The 16,472-nt window shown below is 44.0% G+C and carries 16 protein-coding genes; 6 read left to right on the top strand and 10 right to left on the bottom strand.

What is annotated here, in order from left to right; translation table 11 throughout:
- Window positions 1–225 precede the first annotated feature (225 nt).
- Window positions 226–879 (top strand): DUF2461 domain-containing protein, encoded by a 654-nt coding sequence (locus ACVBDY_RS20480; protein WP_447177337.1) that lies wholly within the window; start codon window positions 226–228, stop codon window positions 877–879.
- A gap of 5 nt (window positions 880–884) precedes the next feature.
- Here the strand turns inward: ACVBDY_RS20480 and ACVBDY_RS20475 are convergent, their stop codons facing one another.
- The 7 genes from ACVBDY_RS20475 to ACVBDY_RS20445 form a co-directional block, all read right to left on the bottom strand.
- Window positions 885–1,526: a DinB family protein gene (locus ACVBDY_RS20475; RefSeq protein WP_447177336.1), complete on the bottom strand. Its 642-nt coding sequence runs from the start codon at window positions 1,524–1,526 to the stop codon at window positions 885–887.
- Window positions 1,527–1,589: 63 nt separating this feature from the next.
- On the bottom strand, window positions 1,590–2,021 hold the full coding sequence (locus tag ACVBDY_RS20470) for a DoxX family protein (protein WP_447177335.1): 432 nt from the start codon (window positions 2,019–2,021) through the stop codon (window positions 1,590–1,592).
- Between the two features lie 113 nt (window positions 2,022–2,134).
- The gene (locus ACVBDY_RS20465) at window positions 2,135–2,494 is read right to left on the bottom strand and encodes a nuclear transport factor 2 family protein (protein ID WP_447177334.1); all 360 of its coding nucleotides are present in this window, start codon (window positions 2,492–2,494) and stop codon (window positions 2,135–2,137) included.
- Window positions 2,495–2,547: 53 nt separating this feature from the next.
- Window positions 2,548–3,981 (bottom strand): MATE family efflux transporter, encoded by a 1,434-nt coding sequence (locus tag ACVBDY_RS20460; RefSeq protein ID WP_447177333.1) that lies wholly within the window; start codon window positions 3,979–3,981, stop codon window positions 2,548–2,550.
- Window positions 3,982–4,120: 139 nt separating this feature from the next.
- Window positions 4,121–4,558 (bottom strand): SRPBCC family protein, encoded by a 438-nt coding sequence (locus ACVBDY_RS20455; RefSeq protein ID WP_447177332.1) that lies wholly within the window; start codon window positions 4,556–4,558, stop codon window positions 4,121–4,123.
- 132 nt (window positions 4,559–4,690) lie between these two features.
- Window positions 4,691–5,140, bottom strand: coding sequence for a VOC family protein (locus ACVBDY_RS20450; RefSeq protein WP_447177331.1), 450 nt, complete (start codon window positions 5,138–5,140; stop codon window positions 4,691–4,693).
- Window positions 5,141–5,162: 22 nt separating this feature from the next.
- Window positions 5,163–5,711 carry a DinB family protein gene (locus ACVBDY_RS20445; protein ID WP_447177330.1) on the bottom strand — a complete coding sequence of 183 codons (549 nt, stop codon included), beginning with the start codon at window positions 5,709–5,711 and terminating at the stop codon, window positions 5,163–5,165.
- 364 nt (window positions 5,712–6,075) lie between these two features.
- Here ACVBDY_RS20445 and ACVBDY_RS20440 point away from each other — a divergent pair, with 364 nt between their 5' ends.
- Window positions 6,076–7,044 carry a GlxA family transcriptional regulator gene (locus ACVBDY_RS20440; protein ID WP_447177329.1) on the top strand — a complete coding sequence of 323 codons (969 nt, stop codon included), beginning with the start codon at window positions 6,076–6,078 and terminating at the stop codon, window positions 7,042–7,044.
- A 26-nt stretch (window positions 7,045–7,070) separates the two neighbouring features.
- Here the strand turns inward: ACVBDY_RS20440 and ACVBDY_RS20435 are convergent, their stop codons facing one another.
- Window positions 7,071–7,703 (bottom strand): 7-carboxy-7-deazaguanine synthase QueE, encoded by a 633-nt coding sequence (locus ACVBDY_RS20435; RefSeq protein ID WP_447177328.1) that lies wholly within the window; start codon window positions 7,701–7,703, stop codon window positions 7,071–7,073.
- Between the two features lie 290 nt (window positions 7,704–7,993).
- Here ACVBDY_RS20435 and ACVBDY_RS20430 point away from each other — a divergent pair, with 290 nt between their 5' ends.
- Both ACVBDY_RS20430 and ACVBDY_RS20425 read left to right on the top strand, forming a co-directional pair.
- The gene (locus ACVBDY_RS20430; RefSeq protein ID WP_447177327.1) at window positions 7,994–9,511 is read left to right on the top strand and encodes a helicase HerA-like domain-containing protein; all 1,518 of its coding nucleotides are present in this window, start codon (window positions 7,994–7,996) and stop codon (window positions 9,509–9,511) included.
- Window positions 9,512–9,644: 133 nt separating this feature from the next.
- Complete coding sequence (locus ACVBDY_RS20425; protein WP_447177326.1) at window positions 9,645–10,010, top strand: hypothetical protein; 366 nt, start codon at window positions 9,645–9,647, stop codon at window positions 10,008–10,010.
- 83 nt (window positions 10,011–10,093) lie between these two features.
- Here ACVBDY_RS20425 and ACVBDY_RS20420 read toward each other — a convergent pair whose 3' ends face one another.
- On the bottom strand, window positions 10,094–10,822 hold the full coding sequence (locus tag ACVBDY_RS20420; protein ID WP_447177325.1) for a LytR/AlgR family response regulator transcription factor: 729 nt from the start codon (window positions 10,820–10,822) through the stop codon (window positions 10,094–10,096).
- Between the two features lie 51 nt (window positions 10,823–10,873).
- Window positions 10,874–11,962 carry a sensor histidine kinase gene (locus ACVBDY_RS20415; protein WP_447177324.1) on the bottom strand — a complete coding sequence of 363 codons (1,089 nt, stop codon included), beginning with the start codon at window positions 11,960–11,962 and terminating at the stop codon, window positions 10,874–10,876.
- A 319-nt stretch (window positions 11,963–12,281) separates the two neighbouring features.
- Here ACVBDY_RS20415 and ACVBDY_RS20410 point away from each other — a divergent pair, with 319 nt between their 5' ends.
- Window positions 12,282–14,573, top strand: a complete 2,292-nt coding sequence (locus ACVBDY_RS20410) for a GH92 family glycosyl hydrolase (RefSeq protein WP_447177323.1) — start codon at window positions 12,282–12,284, stop codon at window positions 14,571–14,573.
- A complete protein-coding gene (locus ACVBDY_RS20405) occupies window positions 14,566–16,443 on the top strand; it encodes a sodium:solute symporter family protein (RefSeq protein WP_447177322.1) in 1,878 nt (625 codons plus the stop codon). Before ACVBDY_RS20410 ends, ACVBDY_RS20405 begins: the two co-directional genes overlap by 8 nt.
- The last annotated feature ends 29 nt before the right edge of the window (window positions 16,444–16,472 follow it).

The following is a 16,472-nucleotide window of genomic DNA, read 5'->3' as shown; positions in this document are numbered from 1 at the left end:
TATAGCTTTTTTAACTTTAAATTTTTAATACGTGATAAAAATCATTTTTGCATAATTTGACCGAAAAATCAGTTTATCTCCTCCCGATAATATCGGGACTAAAGGGAGCCTGATTTCCCTCGTCCCGATATTTATCGGGATGCTCTCTTTAGGGTTGGGGGTGCAAATCGAGGAATTACGCGGGAACTCAATTTTTGTCATATACTAACCCTCAAATTTTATACTATGGACTTTAAGCGGTTGTTCCGGTTTCTACGGGACCTGAACAAAAACAACCACAAAGAATGGATGGATGCCAACCGGAAAGAATACCATGCTGTCAGGGATTCTTATAAAAAATGGCTGGAAGCCCTTGATAACGAGCTTTCAACAACAGATACGGATTATGAACATACCCCGCCGGGAAAAGCATTAAACAGGATAAACAACAACCTGTTGTACCATCCGAACAGGCCCGTATATAAGGACAATTTCGGAGCGGTACTGGACAAATCGCCGTATAAGAGCGAATTTTATATTCATCTCGGTATTTCGGAAAGTTTTATTGCAGGAGGTTTTTACCGTCCGGACAAAGGAATACTTACCAGTATCCGGGATGCTATAGATTACGACGGGGAAGAGTTGCAAAAAATCCTGAACAAACCTTCTTTCCGGAAACTATTCCCGGACGGGTTATACGATGATCGTCTGAAAACTACTCCTAAGGGATATGACAAGGAACATCCGCATATAGATCTTTTGCGGAATAAGAGTTATGTTGTGACGCATGACTTTAAGGAAACAGAGATCACTTCTCCCGGTTTTAAGGAAGAAGTGATCTCCGTTTACAGGGAATTACTCCCGTTTCGCAATTATCTGAGCAGGGCCATTACGGTATAATGATGTTATTCAGCCGGAAAGCCGGGATCTTTTTTTACTTCTTCTATTTGTAGAGTATGCCTGGCACTATGTGCCGCGATAAACAGGGTAAACTGATAGGCATCGATAGCACCGAAGGGAGAATCGGTAACGTGATTACGCATATCTTCCACAGAGGTGCTCTTAATGTACTTTTTCATCTTTGCCCTTTGTTTTTCTAAAGCCTGGAGGGCCTGTCTGGCATTGGTGTATTTGTCGGAAGGCTGTATTTCTTCCGGAGCCTGGGCTTTCTGGCTGCGGTCGGTCATCCCTTTGATGAGGTCTTCATCGGTTATATTTATTTCCTCTCTTCGTTCCGGATTGGCAGGCTCCTTCATCAGTGTGTTCACCATATCGAAAATATACCCTTCAGTGAGTATAATGTGTTCCAGGCACTGGGCTACTGACCATTTATCCGGGGCGGCCTTGAACTTCAATTGTTCGCTGCTTAGCCCTTTTACGTTCTGCAACAGGTTTTTGTTAGTCTCTTTGAAATAGTCCAGCAGAACTTGTTTGTCATCTTTGGCAATTACCGTTGGGTTTGCCCGATTATTCGTGCGGATGGTGTCCTTTGTACTGAAAGCGGTCAGTATGGCAAAGGCCGCAATAAGGATACTTACTTTTCTCATGGTTCCTGATTTTAGTTTTTTGGTATGAATAAAATAAAGCAATGGAATCTTAAATTCCGGGAATTAATGGTCTTGCTGGTTTTGGATCCGGTTTGCACCTGTAATATCCTTTTTCCGGAAAGGGATGAGGGTACGTAGACGTTCGTCGCAAAGATATACGCCAAGCCATACCAGTATGCCGAAAATGACAGCGAAATAAACCGGTTGCTCCACACGAAAATGTGTTGCCGTCGCCCCGCCCAGATAAGCTGTAAGTAAAATGGCCCCTAGTACGGAAGTTCGGGGAACGATGTAGAGTATAGTACAGATCAGTAAAACAATTCCCATGGGCATTACCGAACTTTCCGGATAACCCAATGCTATGGTCCCTTCTACAGAAGGTGTGGCCCTGACTATCTTCATAATAGCGTCCAGCAGCAGGAACAAGGTTAGTAAAGTACTGATGATCTTCCCTGCCCAGAACATTTTTTTTGATAATTTCTTAGGTGTTTCCATTTGTCTTTGTTTTAATTTTTCCCAGTTGATATTGTAGCTGTCCTCTTCCCATTGTCCGATTAGCCTTTTAAAAAGGACGTTCTTCGATTCTGGTATTTTCCATACCAAAGGTTTTATTCGGAACGATTGTTTATCCGGATCACATATGAAGTGATCTCTTTAATCTTAGGGTTTTTAAATCCACTGAACATATACACATCACAAAAGGCGTGAGAAGGACCGTTTTCGGACTGTATTATCCCGTTTACGGCGGCAGTCCTGCCATGTGTGATAATATGTTCGATCTCCACTTCGGTTTTTCCTTGGTGTTTCATTTCCTTAAGGGTTGCGATGAAGGCTTCTTTGCCCCGGACATAACGGTCGCCGGGAATATTCCAGATTATGTTTTCGGTAATATTATCCACGAGGTAACCGGTGTCGCTTTCGACAAAGGCCTGGTTGAACTTTCGGAGGAATTTTTCTTTTTCGGTCACGGATTCTGTTTTTCGGATTAAACATTAGGAAATATTTCCTGTCATTTCTCTAGCTAGACCTGTACTGTTTTCCAACGTCCTTTTTTAAAGAGCCATAAAGTGTACAGCCCTACGGCGGTCTCAGAGATAAATACTGCCCAGAATACCCCGGCGTGTTCCCAGCCCAGGGTAATGGCCAGTAAATAGGATAAGGGGATCTGGATTAGCCAGAAAAACACAAGGTTTATCCTGGTTGGGGTCCTGGTGTCCCCGGCCCCGTTAAAAGCTTGTACAGACACCATCCACCATCCGTATACAAAATAGGAATAGGACAGAATACGGAGCCATTCGCCCCCGATAGCAATAACCTGGGGATCTTCTGTAAACAAACTCATCAGCGGTTGGTTAAAGAAAAAATAAACAATAGAAACCCCGATGAGAAAGATCATATTGTAAAAACCTATCTTCCATACGGCAGATTCCGCGCGTTCCGGGTTTCCGGCACCCAGGTTTTGCCCTACAAGTGTTGCTGCGGCATTGGAAAGTCCCCAGGCCGGCATTAGGGTGAACATCATGATGCGAAGTGCTATAGTAGATCCTGCAACGGCCTCACTACCCACATCGGCGAGAATACGCATGAGGAATATCCAGGAGGTCATGGCTACGATCATCTGCCCGATACCACCCAGTGAAGTGCGGAGTATATTTCGTATCATTCCGGTATCCCAGTAGAGTTGGGAAAGTTTGGCACGAATATGTTTTCCGCCCTTAAAAAGTAACCATAATTGAGTGATAACACCCACGCCCCGACCTATATTGGTGGCAATGGCCGCTCCCTCTATCCCCATTGCAGATACAGGGCCCCAGCCGAAGATCAGTAAAGGGTCCAGTATTATATTGATCCCGTTGGATATCCAGAGGATACGCATGGCAATGGCCGCATCGCCTGCACCTCGGAAAATGGCATTTATGACAAATAACAGCATAATCACGGCATTACCGCCAAGCATCCATTGTGTGTACCTGTACCCGTGTTCCAGACTCCACGGATCAGCACCCATGAGTGTGAGCAGTTCTTTTGAAAAGAATATACCACCTACAGCGAATGGAAGGGAAGCCAGAAGCCCCATAAAAATAGCCTGTATTGCCGAAGTACCTGCGTCTTCCTTCTTCTTTTCACCGATCCTCCTTGCAATAATGGCGGTAATGGCCATAGAAAGGCCCATAGCTATGGAGTAGAGCAGGAACAGGTAAGTTTCCGTAAGACCTACGGTAGCAACAGCAGAAGGCCCGAGTTTACCGACAAAATAAATATCTACTACAGCAAAGGTGGATTCCATGACCAGCTCCAGTATCATGGGAACTGCCAGGAGGAAGATGGCCTTTTTAAGGCTTACCTTCGTATAATCGGCCTCGGTGCCCACAATGGCACTTTTGAGCGCTTTGAAGATTGAAGACCCGGAAAGGTTTTCTTCGGGCTCGTTGTTTTGTTCCTCGATGGAGTCCATTATTTTTTTGTATTTAAGGTTTAAGGAGTCTGTGTCTGGGATACTCCCTCCTGAGTGAGATTTAAATGCTCCGACGCTTAATCTATGGTTTCCGTCTCATACCCCTTGTCCCGATAATTATCGGTATGCCCCGGGTAGTTTACTTTTCTTCGGCTAGTTCCTTTACTTTCCGAAGTGCCTTGGGCCACAGGTTTGCAAACATGCTTTTATGCTGATCGTCGATATCCATCTCCACGACCAGTTCGGTTTTCCCGTTAACAGTTTTCAGGGCGTAGTTCTCCACTCCGCTCCATTCTTTGGCCTGTGCACTTTCTGTATCCTCCACACCGTTCTTGTAGATACCTATATGGTGGAATGACATAAACTCTCCCGGGATATTTTTTGCTATGGTTGAAATCATGCCTTCCCCGGAATCCCCGTCAATAAAAAGTACTTTACTTCCCTCTTCCCACTGATCTGTTTTCACCTGCGAACTTTCACTGAAAGGAGCAGTCCATACCGGGTAGGTCTCCTCGTCCCAAAGAATATCCCACACTTTTTCCCGGGATGCATTGATAGCGATCTGAAATTTTTCCATGATTAAAAACCTTTATAAGTTAGTAATAAATTTGAATATGTATGTTGAGGTTGCCACTCAACCCGGAGACAGGCAAACAAGAAACCAAGTTACAGGTTACAAATCAAATCAGTAACCTGTAACTCAACCCACTTACTGCATCTTGTTTCCGGTATAATTCAGTTGCCAGTGTACGCCGAACTTATCAGTGCAGGCACCATATTTTTCCGCCCAAAACGTTTCTTCCAGAGGCATTACCACAAGGCCTTCCTCGGATAATTTACTGAAAAGGGTCCCGGCTTCTTCGGCACTGTCAGTCTCCAGGGTGATATGCATATTGTTCCCCATCACTGTTTTATGGCCGTTGCACAGGGATTCTACCACATCTGTTCCCATGAGTATGGAGTTTTCGCCCAACGGAAGGGAAACATGGCCTACCATGTTTTTCTCTGCTTCGGAAAGGGACGGAAAATCTTCCGATGGCGGAAAATCTTTATAGCGCATAATTCCTCCCATAAATTCACCGCCGAATACGGATTTGTAGAAGTTAAAGGCTGCTTCTGTCTTGCCTTCAAAGTTCAGATAGATATTTACTGCTTTCATGATTAAAAATTTTATAGATAAATTATTTGTTTTCAGTGTTGTAAACCTTTGGTTCGTCATAGCGCATGGCATTTTTTCCCAGGCCCCTCCGGAGAACACCAATCTGGCCGATGTGGTACGCCTGATGATGGTTAAAGAAAGCCCATAACCCGGCTATGGTATTTTCAAAAATTGTACTCAGCGTAGTATCACCGATAATCCCATCCATAGGAGGCGGGGGAAGATGGTGAAGAATATCTTTAGGTATTTGTTCCAGTCCCTTCCGGATGTCTTTATAGAGACGGTTCCATTCATAAACGATTTCACTGATGTCCGGATAGGTACTATTATCCATGGCCCGGGACCCACTTGCCGGAGAGAAAAGCGCGTGCCATTTTTCTTCCGGATGCAGCCCTGCCAGGTAGGCAAAACCGTATTGGGTACTCATCAGGTGACCGGCGATATACTTAATATGGTTCATTTTGGTATTGCCGTTTACCCTTGTGTTGGTCTCCCCGTCCGTAAGGTCTTTCAGGACATTGTTAAAAAGCCTGTGGTGAAGGTCAAACTGCATTAATAGTTCGGTTTGCATGGCAATACGTTTTAAGATTAATACAAATCTCGGAAAGAAAATGCCTGCTTGTAAAGTGCATAATTGCCAGATTGAGGGGGTGTTTGTGACAAAATTTGTTTATTTTTGATTAAATCCGGACCTAAGTGCCGGAATTTTAGTGTTTTCCGGTCTGTGGGGAAAGATGACTTCCGGAAGTCGGGACGTATATGGTAATGTTTATTTCGTATGATTCTTTGGGCATGACTCACGATGATGTTAGTTATATATAGGATGAGGGCGTGAAACCTAACGCAGTAGTTCAGTTTAGCTGATTTCCGACTTCCATCCGACCTCTTAAAATTTATTGTAAGCTTGTCGAACTAACAAATAAGAAAATAAGCAGATGAAAAAAGTATCTCTTCTCGTATATGAAGATGCCGTGTTATCTGCACTTTCCGGTGCGGTAGACATCTTTACAGGGACGAACAGGTTTATGGAGAGCATGGGGGATACAGCGCCTTTTGAATTGGAACTGGTGAGTGAAAAGGCCGGGGATATCCGCCTGTTTGCCCCGGCGAGTTTTATTTGCCGGAAAACCCTGGTTGAGTCAGAGAATACCGATCTTATTATTGTTCCTGCGTTTAACGGAGACGCTGCGGAAGTATTGGAAAAGAACAAGGCATTGGTAGAGTGGATTAGACAGATGAGTGAAAAAGGATCGGAAGTTGCCAGTCTTTGCTTTGGCAGTTATTTTCTCGCGGAAGCCGGACTATTGTCAGGAAAACCGTGCACATCGCACTGGCTTGCCATTCCAGGTATGAAAATGCGTTACCAGGATATTGACCTGATGCCTGATATGGTGATTACGGACCGGGAAGGGATCTACACCAGTGGGGGAGCATTTTCATCTTTAAACCTGATACTTTACCTGGTAGAGAAATTTTGCGGCAGGGAAATAGGTATACAGGTCAGCAAGATGTTCTCTATAGATATGGACAGGGTGAACCAGGCCCATTTCAGCGTTTTTCAGGGACAGCATCAGCACGAGGACAAGGAGATACTGAGGATTCAGAAATACATAGAAGAAAACTATAATGCCCAGGTATCCGTAGAGGATATTGCGGAAAAGGCTAATATGAGCAAGAGGAATTTTGTCCGCAGGTTTAAGAACGCTACCCAAAACACTCCCCTGGAATACCTGCAGCGCGTAAAAATAGAAGCCGCCAAAAAAGCGCTGGAACGAAGCGCCGAAAGTATTCATTCTGTAGTATACGATGTCGGGTATAACGACCTGAAGACCTTCCGGAAAATTTTTAAACGGGTTACCGGGCTTACACCACAAGATTACCGCAGAAAGTATAGTAGGGCATAATTTTCTTCTCTACCCATAGTAAGATTTTAAGGGATGTTCAGGTATTTATGCGTTTGCAGAGAGACTTTCCACCGGGGATTTTTCATAACGAAATCCACGATTTCGGGGATCATCTTTTCCCGGCGGCTCCATTCCGGTTGCAGGTAGAGGATACAATCTTTATTCACTTTTGCCGCCTGTTCTTTGGCAAATGCAAAATCGTGGTTGTTGTATATGATAACCTTCAGTTCGTCAGCCCTTTCGTAAATATCACCCATCGGGAGTTTTATTTTCTTTGGTGAAAGACAAATCCAGTCCCAGGTTCCCGTAAGGGGATAAGCACCTGAAGTTTCTATATGGATTGTAATTCCCTTTGCCTTTAACCCGGATGTTAGGGGTTCCATGTTCCACGTAAGGGGTTCTCCTCCGGTAATCACTATCGTGTCCGAATACTTGGCCGCGTTTTCCACGATGTGTTCTACTGCTGTTGGAGGATGGGTTTCTGCGTTCCAGCTCTCCTTTACATCACACCAGTGGCACCCTACATCACATCCGCCTACCCGTATAAAGTATGCGGCAGTACCCTTGTGATAGCCTTCTCCCTGTATGGTGTAGAACTCTTCCATTAAGGGAAGCATCAATCCTTTCGCCACCAATTCTGAAACATCTTCTTTTATCATGGGGACAAAGATACAATACAAAATTAGAAGTACGAAGTCAGAAGTACGGAGAGCAAACGCATCATATGTAAAAAGTTTAGGTCAGATGAAATTTGGAGTTCCTTTTTTATTTCCCCTACCAACTCCAAAACTCCGAACTCCAAAACAAAAAACAACTAATAATCCACAATACTAAGAAACTGTTTGAATTTTAAAATGCGTTTACCTGTCAGAAGTCGGAGGCGGGAAGTAAAACACTTTGTCTCCCGTATTTCTAAAAATTGGTTTATTTTTATAAAAATTTATATAGTATGAGCAGGAAAGAAACCTTTTTCAAACATATAGAGGACGGGTATGCTACCAAAGGAGATGCCATTATTCTTGGGGCGGCCATGCTGGACGGAGAACCCATAACCAATGCCTATGTAAAAGTTCCGTTGAAAACCTTTAACCGTCACGGACTCATTGCCGGGGCTACGGGAACCGGTAAGACCAAAACCTTACAGATTTTGTCCGAGCACCTTTCTCAGCAGGGGATTCCGGTATTGCAAATGGATATCAAGGGAGATCTGAGCGGGATTGCCAGGCCCGGAGAAGAAGCGGATTTTATAAGAGAGAGACACGAAAAAATAGGCCTGCCTTATGAAGCACAGGGGTCTCCGGTAGAGCTAATGACCATTTCCGACCAGGATGGTATTCGGCTCCGGGCCACGGTTTCCGAATTTGGCCCGGTTTTGCTGTCCCGGATTCTGGATATTAACGATACACAAGCAGGTGTGATGTCGGTCGTATTCAAATATTGCGATGACAATAAGTTGCCTTTGCTCGATCTTAAGGATCTGAGAAAAGCATTGCAATATATTACGGATGAAGGCAAAAAAGAGATAGAACAGGAATACGGAAGGATATCCACGGCTTCTACCGGTGCGATTCTCCGGAAACTGGTAGAACTGGAGCAACAGGGAGCTGAATTATTCTTCGGAGAACGTTCGTTTGAGATCGAAGACCTGATGCGGGTAGATGATAAGGGCAGAGGGTATATTAATATCATCCGGCTGACGGATATACAGGACAGGCCAAAACTGTTTTCCACTTTTATGCTCAGTCTCCTGGCGGAAATGTATAACACTATGCCCGAACAGGGCGATACGGGAAGACCGGAACTGGTAGTCTTTATCGATGAGGCACATTTGATATTCGATGAGGCCAGTAAAGCACTACTGGACCAGATAGAAAGCATTGTAAAACTGATACGTTCCAAAGGTGTCGGGCTGTATTTTTGTACACAGCTTCCCACCGATGTTCCGGATGCCGTTCTGTCGCAACTGGGATTGAAAATCCAGCACGCGCTCCGGGCCTTTACTGCCAAAGACAGGAGGGCTATAAAGCTCACGGCAGAGAACTACCCCATAAGTGAATATTACGACACGGCTGCCGTACTCACTTCTCTGGGGACCGGAGAAGCCCTGATAACCGTACTGAATGAAAAGGGAAGGCCAACACCTTTGGCAGCGACCATGCTCCGGGCACCCATGAGCAGGATGGATATACTTACGGATGCGGAAATCAAAGAAATTATAGGCAGTTCCAGGTTGATTGAAAAATATAATGAAGCCGTTGACAGAGAAAGCGCTTACGAAATGTTGAACCGGAAAATAGAACATGCAGAAACCGAAGAAGCACAGGAGCAGGCGAAGAAAGAACGCGAAAAGGTAGAAAAAACAACTTCGGGACGCACAAGTACAAGGATAAACCCTCTGATAAAAGTGCTTACCAGCGCAACTTTTATACGCGGGGTCTTTGGGGTTTTGAATAAATTATCCAGGTGAAGAACTTTTGTGGATCAGAATTATTTTTTCGATTAATGTTTTAAATATTTGTTATGTAGATAGTTATGTTTTGGTTCGTTATTTTGGCATAATAGTTGGTTTTGGTCTGTTACGATTTAAAAAACTAGAACAGATGAAAACAAAAGGAATCTTATTATTCACAATCGCTGTGGTGTCGTTTACGGGGGTGATGGCGCAATCTTATGAGAAACAATATCATAAAGATATGGAAAAGTACCACAAAGAAATACGAAAGGAACGGGAAGAGCACTACCGCGAACAGAGAAAACGGGAAAAAGAAGCCTATAAGGATTACCTGAAGAGAGAAAAGAAAATGCAGAAGCATTATGCCAAACGGATGAAAAAAGGAAGAGGCTATCCGGCGTATTACAGGAATACATATTATGTGGAATCACCATACCGAAGAAGTTCCGGAATTGCCATAGATGGTGAAGTTGTTTTCAGGAACGGGAGTATCCGGGTGGGGTATTACGATTAATTATGAAAATTTTTGTCATGTGCTAAATTGGAATATACATGTACATTACAAATTAGAAGCCGGGGGAGCGATCCCGGCTTTCTTTATAGTTCATCTTCCTCAGATGGTTTGTTCAGTATTTTGCTACGCACTTCGTTAAAATAGCTTCTTCCTATCGTATATCTTTGACCGCCTATTTCAATGCTATTCCCTTCCAGGGCCTCAATTTTGTCAAGGGAAACCGTATAAGAACGGTGGATACGGATGAATTTGTCCGCAGGGAGTTCGTCCGTAAAACTGCTCAGGGTCTGGTGAACTATATATTTACCGGAATACGTGTTTATTTTTATGTAATCTTTCAGGCTTTCGACAACAGTAATCTCGTCCAGGAATATTTTCTTCATTTTCTTTTTGTCGATCTTGATGAAGATAAATTTTCTTTCTCCCGGGTCTCCGAAATCATTTTTTTGCCTGACGGAATGCGTCCTGAAGACCTTATTGACGGCCATGACAAACCTGTGGAATGGTATGGGTTTGACCAGGTAGTCCAGTACCTCGAGTTCATAACTTTCCACGGCATGTTCTTCATATGCCGTAGTAATGACAACCATGGGTTTGATGTGCGCACTCTTCAGAAAGTTAAGACCGTCAAGAACCGGCATATTAATATCCAGGAATATAAGATCCACTTCGTTTTCGCGCATAAAATCTATACTGTCCAGAGCATTACTGAACGTACTGACCAGTTCCAGCCCTTTGGTCTGGCCGATATAATTTTTTAATACGTTGATAGCCAGAGGTTCATCGTCGATTACAATACATCGTATAACCATGTCGTGTTACTTTTTTGTTTTAAGCAGGTTGCTTTTATACCCGGAACTGTGTCAGCTAACCTTAATTTTTAATTCTACTATAAATCTGTAGTCTTTTTCATAGATATTCAGATCGTAGTCGTGTATTTTGTAGCCTAGGGAGAGCCTTTTCTTTACGTTTTTAATACCTATTCCGCCGGATAGGTTCCCGGAGTGTTCCCCGCGGGGTTTTTTAGGCATGGTATTGGCAACTTTAAAGTAAAGGAAGTCTCCTTCCACATCAAAATCTATATCTATCCGCACGTCGTCAATATTTTTATTGGCCCCGTGTTTAAAACAATTTTCAATAAAGGACAATAATAGCATGGGAGGGATCTTTTTTCCTTCTATATCGCCGGAAATATTCATTTTTATTTTCAGGGAATCCCCGTAGCGTATGCGTTCCAGGTCCAGATAGTTCTGAAGACATAATATTTCTTTAGAAAGGCTTTGCTTACGCTGCTTGGTCTCGTATAGCAGGTACCGCATCAGTTCCGAGAGTTTTAGTATGGTTTCCGGGGTTTTTTTTGATTGTTCAATAGACAGGGAATAAATATTATTCAGGGTATTGAAAAAGAAATGCGGCGACACCTGAGTGCGGAGGAACCGCAGTTCGGTTTCCAGTTGTACTTTTTCCAGGTCTGCCGCCCTTTTGTGTTCCCGGAGCCAGTCGGCCGTGATTTTAATGGCAGTAACGAAAGAGACGACGTAAAGCTCTCCAAGCATCATTTGTATGACGTAGTTGAAAGACAGTGTAGTGGTCTCTTCGGGGCCTTCCGGCCATACATTGGTACTTATCAGGAAATAGGTCAGGTAAAACTTGATCAGGACCATTACATAGATGGCAAGGATGATACAAACCGTATACCATATAAATTTTTTCCTGTAGATGAGCCTGGGCATCAGGTAATAAATATTGAAATAGCACAAGGTCATATGAATAGGAAATCCTAACATATTAGCTTTTAGTGAATACCAGTAGTCGTGATAGTAACTCCCCCATCTTATGGTGTTAAAGAGAAAATAAACCGACCAGAAAATAATGTGGTGTTTAATTTCAATCCGGTAACTGGCAGAGGGATTGAAATTAAAAAAAACACCTGTTTGTTTGTTTTGGCTCATAATCTTTCACATGCCTTCCGAACATATTTTTTAATCATCTCCGAAGCTGGTTTTTACCTGGTTTGCTAACGGTATTTCCGCTTACACCCATGTGCTTTATATTCTAAGCGACTTTTATGACGTTTGGCTCTTAAAAAATGTTGTTGGTCTAAATTTATTCTTTAAGTTCTCAAAAATATAAATATTTGGTAACATCCCCGCGGGTTTAATTTACAAAGGATTCATCCTGAAACCGGTAGAATAAAGAGGTATTGGGTTAATGATAAGTAGATTAGAGGGATGCAATTAACAAATAAAGACGGACTTGACAAACTGTTGTATGAAAAAAAAATGTACTACCTACGCATTATTCGGAATGTTGTGTGCCCTGGCCTCCTGTGGCGGGGTTGAGAAAAAGGAAAAGAACGAACCGGAAGGAGAGGAAACTGTACTGACTCAATATGCCGATCCTTTTATCGGGACCGGCGATCACGGACATACTTATCCCGGGGCTACGGTTCCTTACGGGATGATCCAGCTCAGTCCTGATAACGGTACTGCTGGATGGGACTGGTGCTCCGGATATCATTATACTGATTCCATTGCAGTAGGGTTTGGTCACCTGCACCTTAGCGGTACGGGGATCGGGGACCTGGCCGACCTGCTTTTTATGCCGGTAAACAAGACGGTAGACCTGTCTGTTCCTGTTTCTTCAAGAGAAGATTATCCGTATAAATCCGGATATTCGCACGAAAACGAAACGGCAACTCCCGGATATTACCAGGTATACCTTGAAGATCATAGCGTTAATGCCGAACTTACCACATCAAAACGCACCGGGTTCCACCGTTATACTTTTAAAGAAAACGATCCGCAATCCGTAGTTATCGATCTCGGGTTTGCTATCAACTGGGACAAGGCACTGGATACCAGGATAAGTGTAGAAGACGAAACCACAATAACCGGTTACCGGCACAGTACAGGCTGGGCTAAGAACCAGAAATTGTTTTTTGTCGCTAAGTTTTCCAAGCCAATAACGGCACATCATCTTTACGCAGATGCAAGGGGAGCAGAAGGGGCGGAAGAGGTTTCCGGGGCCAAAACATCGGCACAGTTGTTCTTTGATGAAAAGAGCGGAAAAACCCTCGAAGTAAAACTCAGCCTTTCTTCCGTAAGTATAGACAATGCCAGGGAGAATATGAAAGAACGGGATGGGTTTGACTTCGATGCCGTAAGGGAAGATGCGGACAGAGTATGGAACAATACCCTCGATAAAATAGAAGTGGAAACGCCGGTAGACTCGTTGAAAACCATTTTTTATACCGCCTTGTATCATACCAGGCTGGCTCCAGTTACTTTCAGTGATACCAACGGGCAATTCCGCCTGCAGAACGACAGTATCGTTACGGCCGGAGATTATACGGCATATTCTACCCTGTCTCTCTGGGATACGTTTCGCGCCGCACAACCGTTAATGACCCTGTTGAATGCAGACAAAGTTTCCGATATTATCAATTCCATGCTTGTCTATTACGGGGAGAACAAGACCCTTCCCGTATGGACATTATACGGCAATGAAACCTATACCATGACGGGAAACCATGCTATCCCGGTAATCACCGAAGCTATTCTGAAAGGGATTAAAGGTTTCGATGTTAATGAAGCCTATGAGGCCATGAAGGTGACCATGATGAAGGATGAAGAAAGTCGTGGGGTAAAGTTTTATAAGGAATATGGTTATGTGCCTTACAACCTGCTGGATGAGTCGGTGACCATTACCCTGGAATTCGCCTATAACGATTGGTGTGTTGCACAGATTGCCAAAAAACTGGGTAAAGAAGAAGATTACAACTATTTCTCGGACCGGGCCAATGCCTTTAAACACCTGTATGATCCGAAGAGCGGGTTTATGCGTGGAAAATCGGATAAGGGGCAGTGGCATGAGCCGTTCGACCCCAAACTGTCCATTCACAGAAAAGGGACCGATTATACCGAAGGGAATGCATGGCAACACAGCTGGTTTGTTCTTCACGATGTAGACGGACTGATCGCATTGCACGGAGGGAAAGAACCCTTTACCGATATGCTGGAACAACTGTTTACGGAAAGTTCCGAAATTACGGGAGGAGACGCTTCCCCGGATATTTCAGGATTGATAGGTCAATATGCACATGGTAATGAACCGAGCCATCACATTGCCTACATGTTCAATTTTGCAGGAGAACCGTGGCGGACGCAGTATTGGGTAAGGGAGATTCTGAATACCCAGTACGATACCACCCCAGCCGGGCTTAGCGGTAATGAAGACTGTGGCCAGATGTCCGCCTGGTATGTGTTCAGTGCTATGGGGATCTACCCGTATAATCCTTCATCCGGCACTTACCAGATAGGTAGCCCGATTTTCGAAAAATCGGTGATCAAAGTATCGGAAGACAAGTCGTTTACCATTAAAGCAAATAACGTATCAGATAAGAATATATATATACAGTCCGCTACGCTCAACGGAAAGGAATTCAACCGGACATATATCACCCATAAAGAAATAACCGCCGGGGGCGAACTGCAATTCGAAATGGGACCTGAGCCGAATAAGAACTGGGGTGTGAGCACCGAAAAACAGGTGAATGAATAGTATAGATATTCTTATTATTGCCCTGTATATCATCTTAACCCTCTCTATCGGGGTCTGGGTGTCCAGAAAAGCCTCCAAAGGGCTGGACGGTTATTTTCTCGGAGGAAACAGTATTAAATGGTATTACCTGGGGCTGAGCAACGGTTCCGGAATGTTTGACGTTTCCGGAACGGCCTGGATGGTCGGTATATTGTTCCTCTACGGAGTAAAGAGTTTTATGTTCATGTGGATGTGGCCCATATGGAACCAGATATTTGTCATGGTGTTCCTCGCGGCTTGGATACGCAGGTCCAATATTATGACCGGATCCGAGTGGATACTCACCCGTTTCGGGGACGACCGTGCCGGAAGGGCTTCACACCTCATTGTAGCTGTTTTTGCCGTAGTTGCGGCGGTAGGTTTTATCGCCTATTTTTTTGAAGGTGTAGGCAAGTTTATGACCATCATATTGCCGTGGGATTTGTCCTGGACCATGGGAAATACACTTTTGCTGGCTTCGGAACAGACCTACGCCCTCGTTATTATATTACTGACCACCATTTATACCATCAAAGGCGGAATGTATTCTGTAGTGGCCACAGAAGTGCTGCAATACCTCATTATGGTACTTGCCGGAATATTGATCGCAGTGTATGCCTTCATTACTGTCAGTGATGCGGAAATAGCGGCCCTGATCCCTCCCGAATGGAAAAATATCTTTTTCGGCAATGAACTGGAAGGTTTCTGGGATGGTAAACTAGCTACGTTTAATGAGCTTATTGATACTCAGGGCTACAAGATGTTCGGGGCATTTGTAGGAATGATATTACTGAAAGGCTTCTTTGCCAGCGTGGCAGGGCCGACACCGAGCTACGATATGCAGCGCATATTGTCTACAAGAACGGTAAAAGATGCCGCGTATATGAGCGGGTTTACCAACCTGGTGTTGTTTATACCTCGCTATCTGCTTATTGCCGGTATTGTGGTCGTGGGACTCGTGTATTTGGCACCATCTATGGCAGCGACCGGGTCGGTGACGTCCGACGATTTGGAAATGATCCTTCCCAGGGTTATTAACAATCATGTTCCTGTAGGTATTAAAGGATTACTTCTTGCCGGACTTCTTGCGGCATTTATGTCAACCTTTTCAGCGTTTGTAAATTCAGGCCCTGCCTATATTGTAAATGATATTTATAAAAAATACTTTAAGCCTAAAGCGCCGGACAAACATTATATAAAGGCCAGTCACATTGCGTCTTTTTTTGTGGTGACACTGGGAGTAATCATGGGGTTTTTTGCTGAATCCATCAATTCCATAACCCTTTGGATCACCAGTGCACTATACGGAGGATATGTAGCCGCAAATTTTTTGAAATGGGTGTGGTGGCGTTTTAACGGGTGGGGATATTTCTGGGGAATGCTCGCCGGGCTGATCGTTGCTACCTTACAGTTTTTGCTCGATCATAACAAACACAATTTTACCGAAGGATCATTTCTGTATGAAATAGCCAGTATTCCGGCAATTTACCTGTTCCCTGTAATATTTATCTTCTCCCTTCTGGGATGTCTCCTGGGGACGCTTTTGACCCCGGCCACTGATAGGGAGACATTAAAGAAATTTTATGCCAATGTAAGGCCCTGGGGCTGGTGGAAACCCGTATACCGGCAGTTGAAGGAAGAAGGAAGTCACGTACAGGAAAACAAAGGTTTCGGGGTGGATATGCTGAATTGCGCCATAGGTATCGTATGGCAGTCCAGTATGATTCTTTTGCCCGTTTTTTTCATGGTCCGGGACTACCCCCTGGCCCTGTTGTGGTTTACCATATTTGCCGTAACTTCGGCAATACTCAAATTTACCTGGCTTGATAAAGTAAGAAAATATAAAGATTAAAAAGTTTAGGACATGACAAAATTTGTTTT

This window comes from Sinomicrobium halophytocola, from assembly GCF_052983395.1.
This window is presented reverse-complemented; position numbering and strand designations above follow the sequence as displayed.

Bases quoted from the DNA above. Each gene is read 5' to 3' on its own strand.
- ACVBDY_RS20480 (WP_447177337.1), top strand. From the start codon at position 226: ATGGACTTTAAGCGGTTGTTCCGGTTTCTACGGGACCTGAACAAAAAC.
- ACVBDY_RS20475 (WP_447177336.1), bottom strand. From the start codon at position 1,526: ATGAGAAAAGTAAGTATCCTTATTGCGGCCTTTGCCATACTGACCGCT.
- ACVBDY_RS20470 (WP_447177335.1), bottom strand. From the start codon at position 2,021: ATGGAAACACCTAAGAAATTATCAAAAAAAATGTTCTGGGCAGGGAAG.
- ACVBDY_RS20460 (WP_447177333.1), bottom strand. From the start codon at position 3,981: ATGGACTCCATCGAGGAACAAAACAACGAGCCCGAAGAAAACCTTTCC.
- ACVBDY_RS20455 (WP_447177332.1), bottom strand. From the start codon at position 4,558: ATGGAAAAATTTCAGATCGCTATCAATGCATCCCGGGAAAAAGTGTGG.
- ACVBDY_RS20450 (WP_447177331.1), bottom strand. From the start codon at position 5,140: ATGAAAGCAGTAAATATCTATCTGAACTTTGAAGGCAAGACAGAAGCA.
- ACVBDY_RS20445 (WP_447177330.1), bottom strand. From the start codon at position 5,711: ATGCAAACCGAACTATTAATGCAGTTTGACCTTCACCACAGGCTTTTT.
- ACVBDY_RS20440 (WP_447177329.1), top strand. From the start codon at position 6,076: ATGAAAAAAGTATCTCTTCTCGTATATGAAGATGCCGTGTTATCTGCA.
- ACVBDY_RS20435 (WP_447177328.1), bottom strand. From the start codon at position 7,703: ATGATAAAAGAAGATGTTTCAGAATTGGTGGCGAAAGGATTGATGCTT.
- ACVBDY_RS20430 (WP_447177327.1), top strand. From the start codon at position 7,994: ATGAGCAGGAAAGAAACCTTTTTCAAACATATAGAGGACGGGTATGCT.
- ACVBDY_RS20425 (WP_447177326.1), top strand. From the start codon at position 9,645: ATGAAAACAAAAGGAATCTTATTATTCACAATCGCTGTGGTGTCGTTT.
- ACVBDY_RS20420 (WP_447177325.1), bottom strand. From the start codon at position 10,822: ATGGTTATACGATGTATTGTAATCGACGATGAACCTCTGGCTATCAAC.
- ACVBDY_RS20415 (WP_447177324.1), bottom strand. From the start codon at position 11,962: ATGAGCCAAAACAAACAAACAGGTGTTTTTTTTAATTTCAATCCCTCT.
- ACVBDY_RS20410 (WP_447177323.1), top strand. From the start codon at position 12,282: ATGAAAAAAAAATGTACTACCTACGCATTATTCGGAATGTTGTGTGCC.
- ACVBDY_RS20405 (WP_447177322.1), top strand. From the start codon at position 14,566: ATGAATAGTATAGATATTCTTATTATTGCCCTGTATATCATCTTAACC.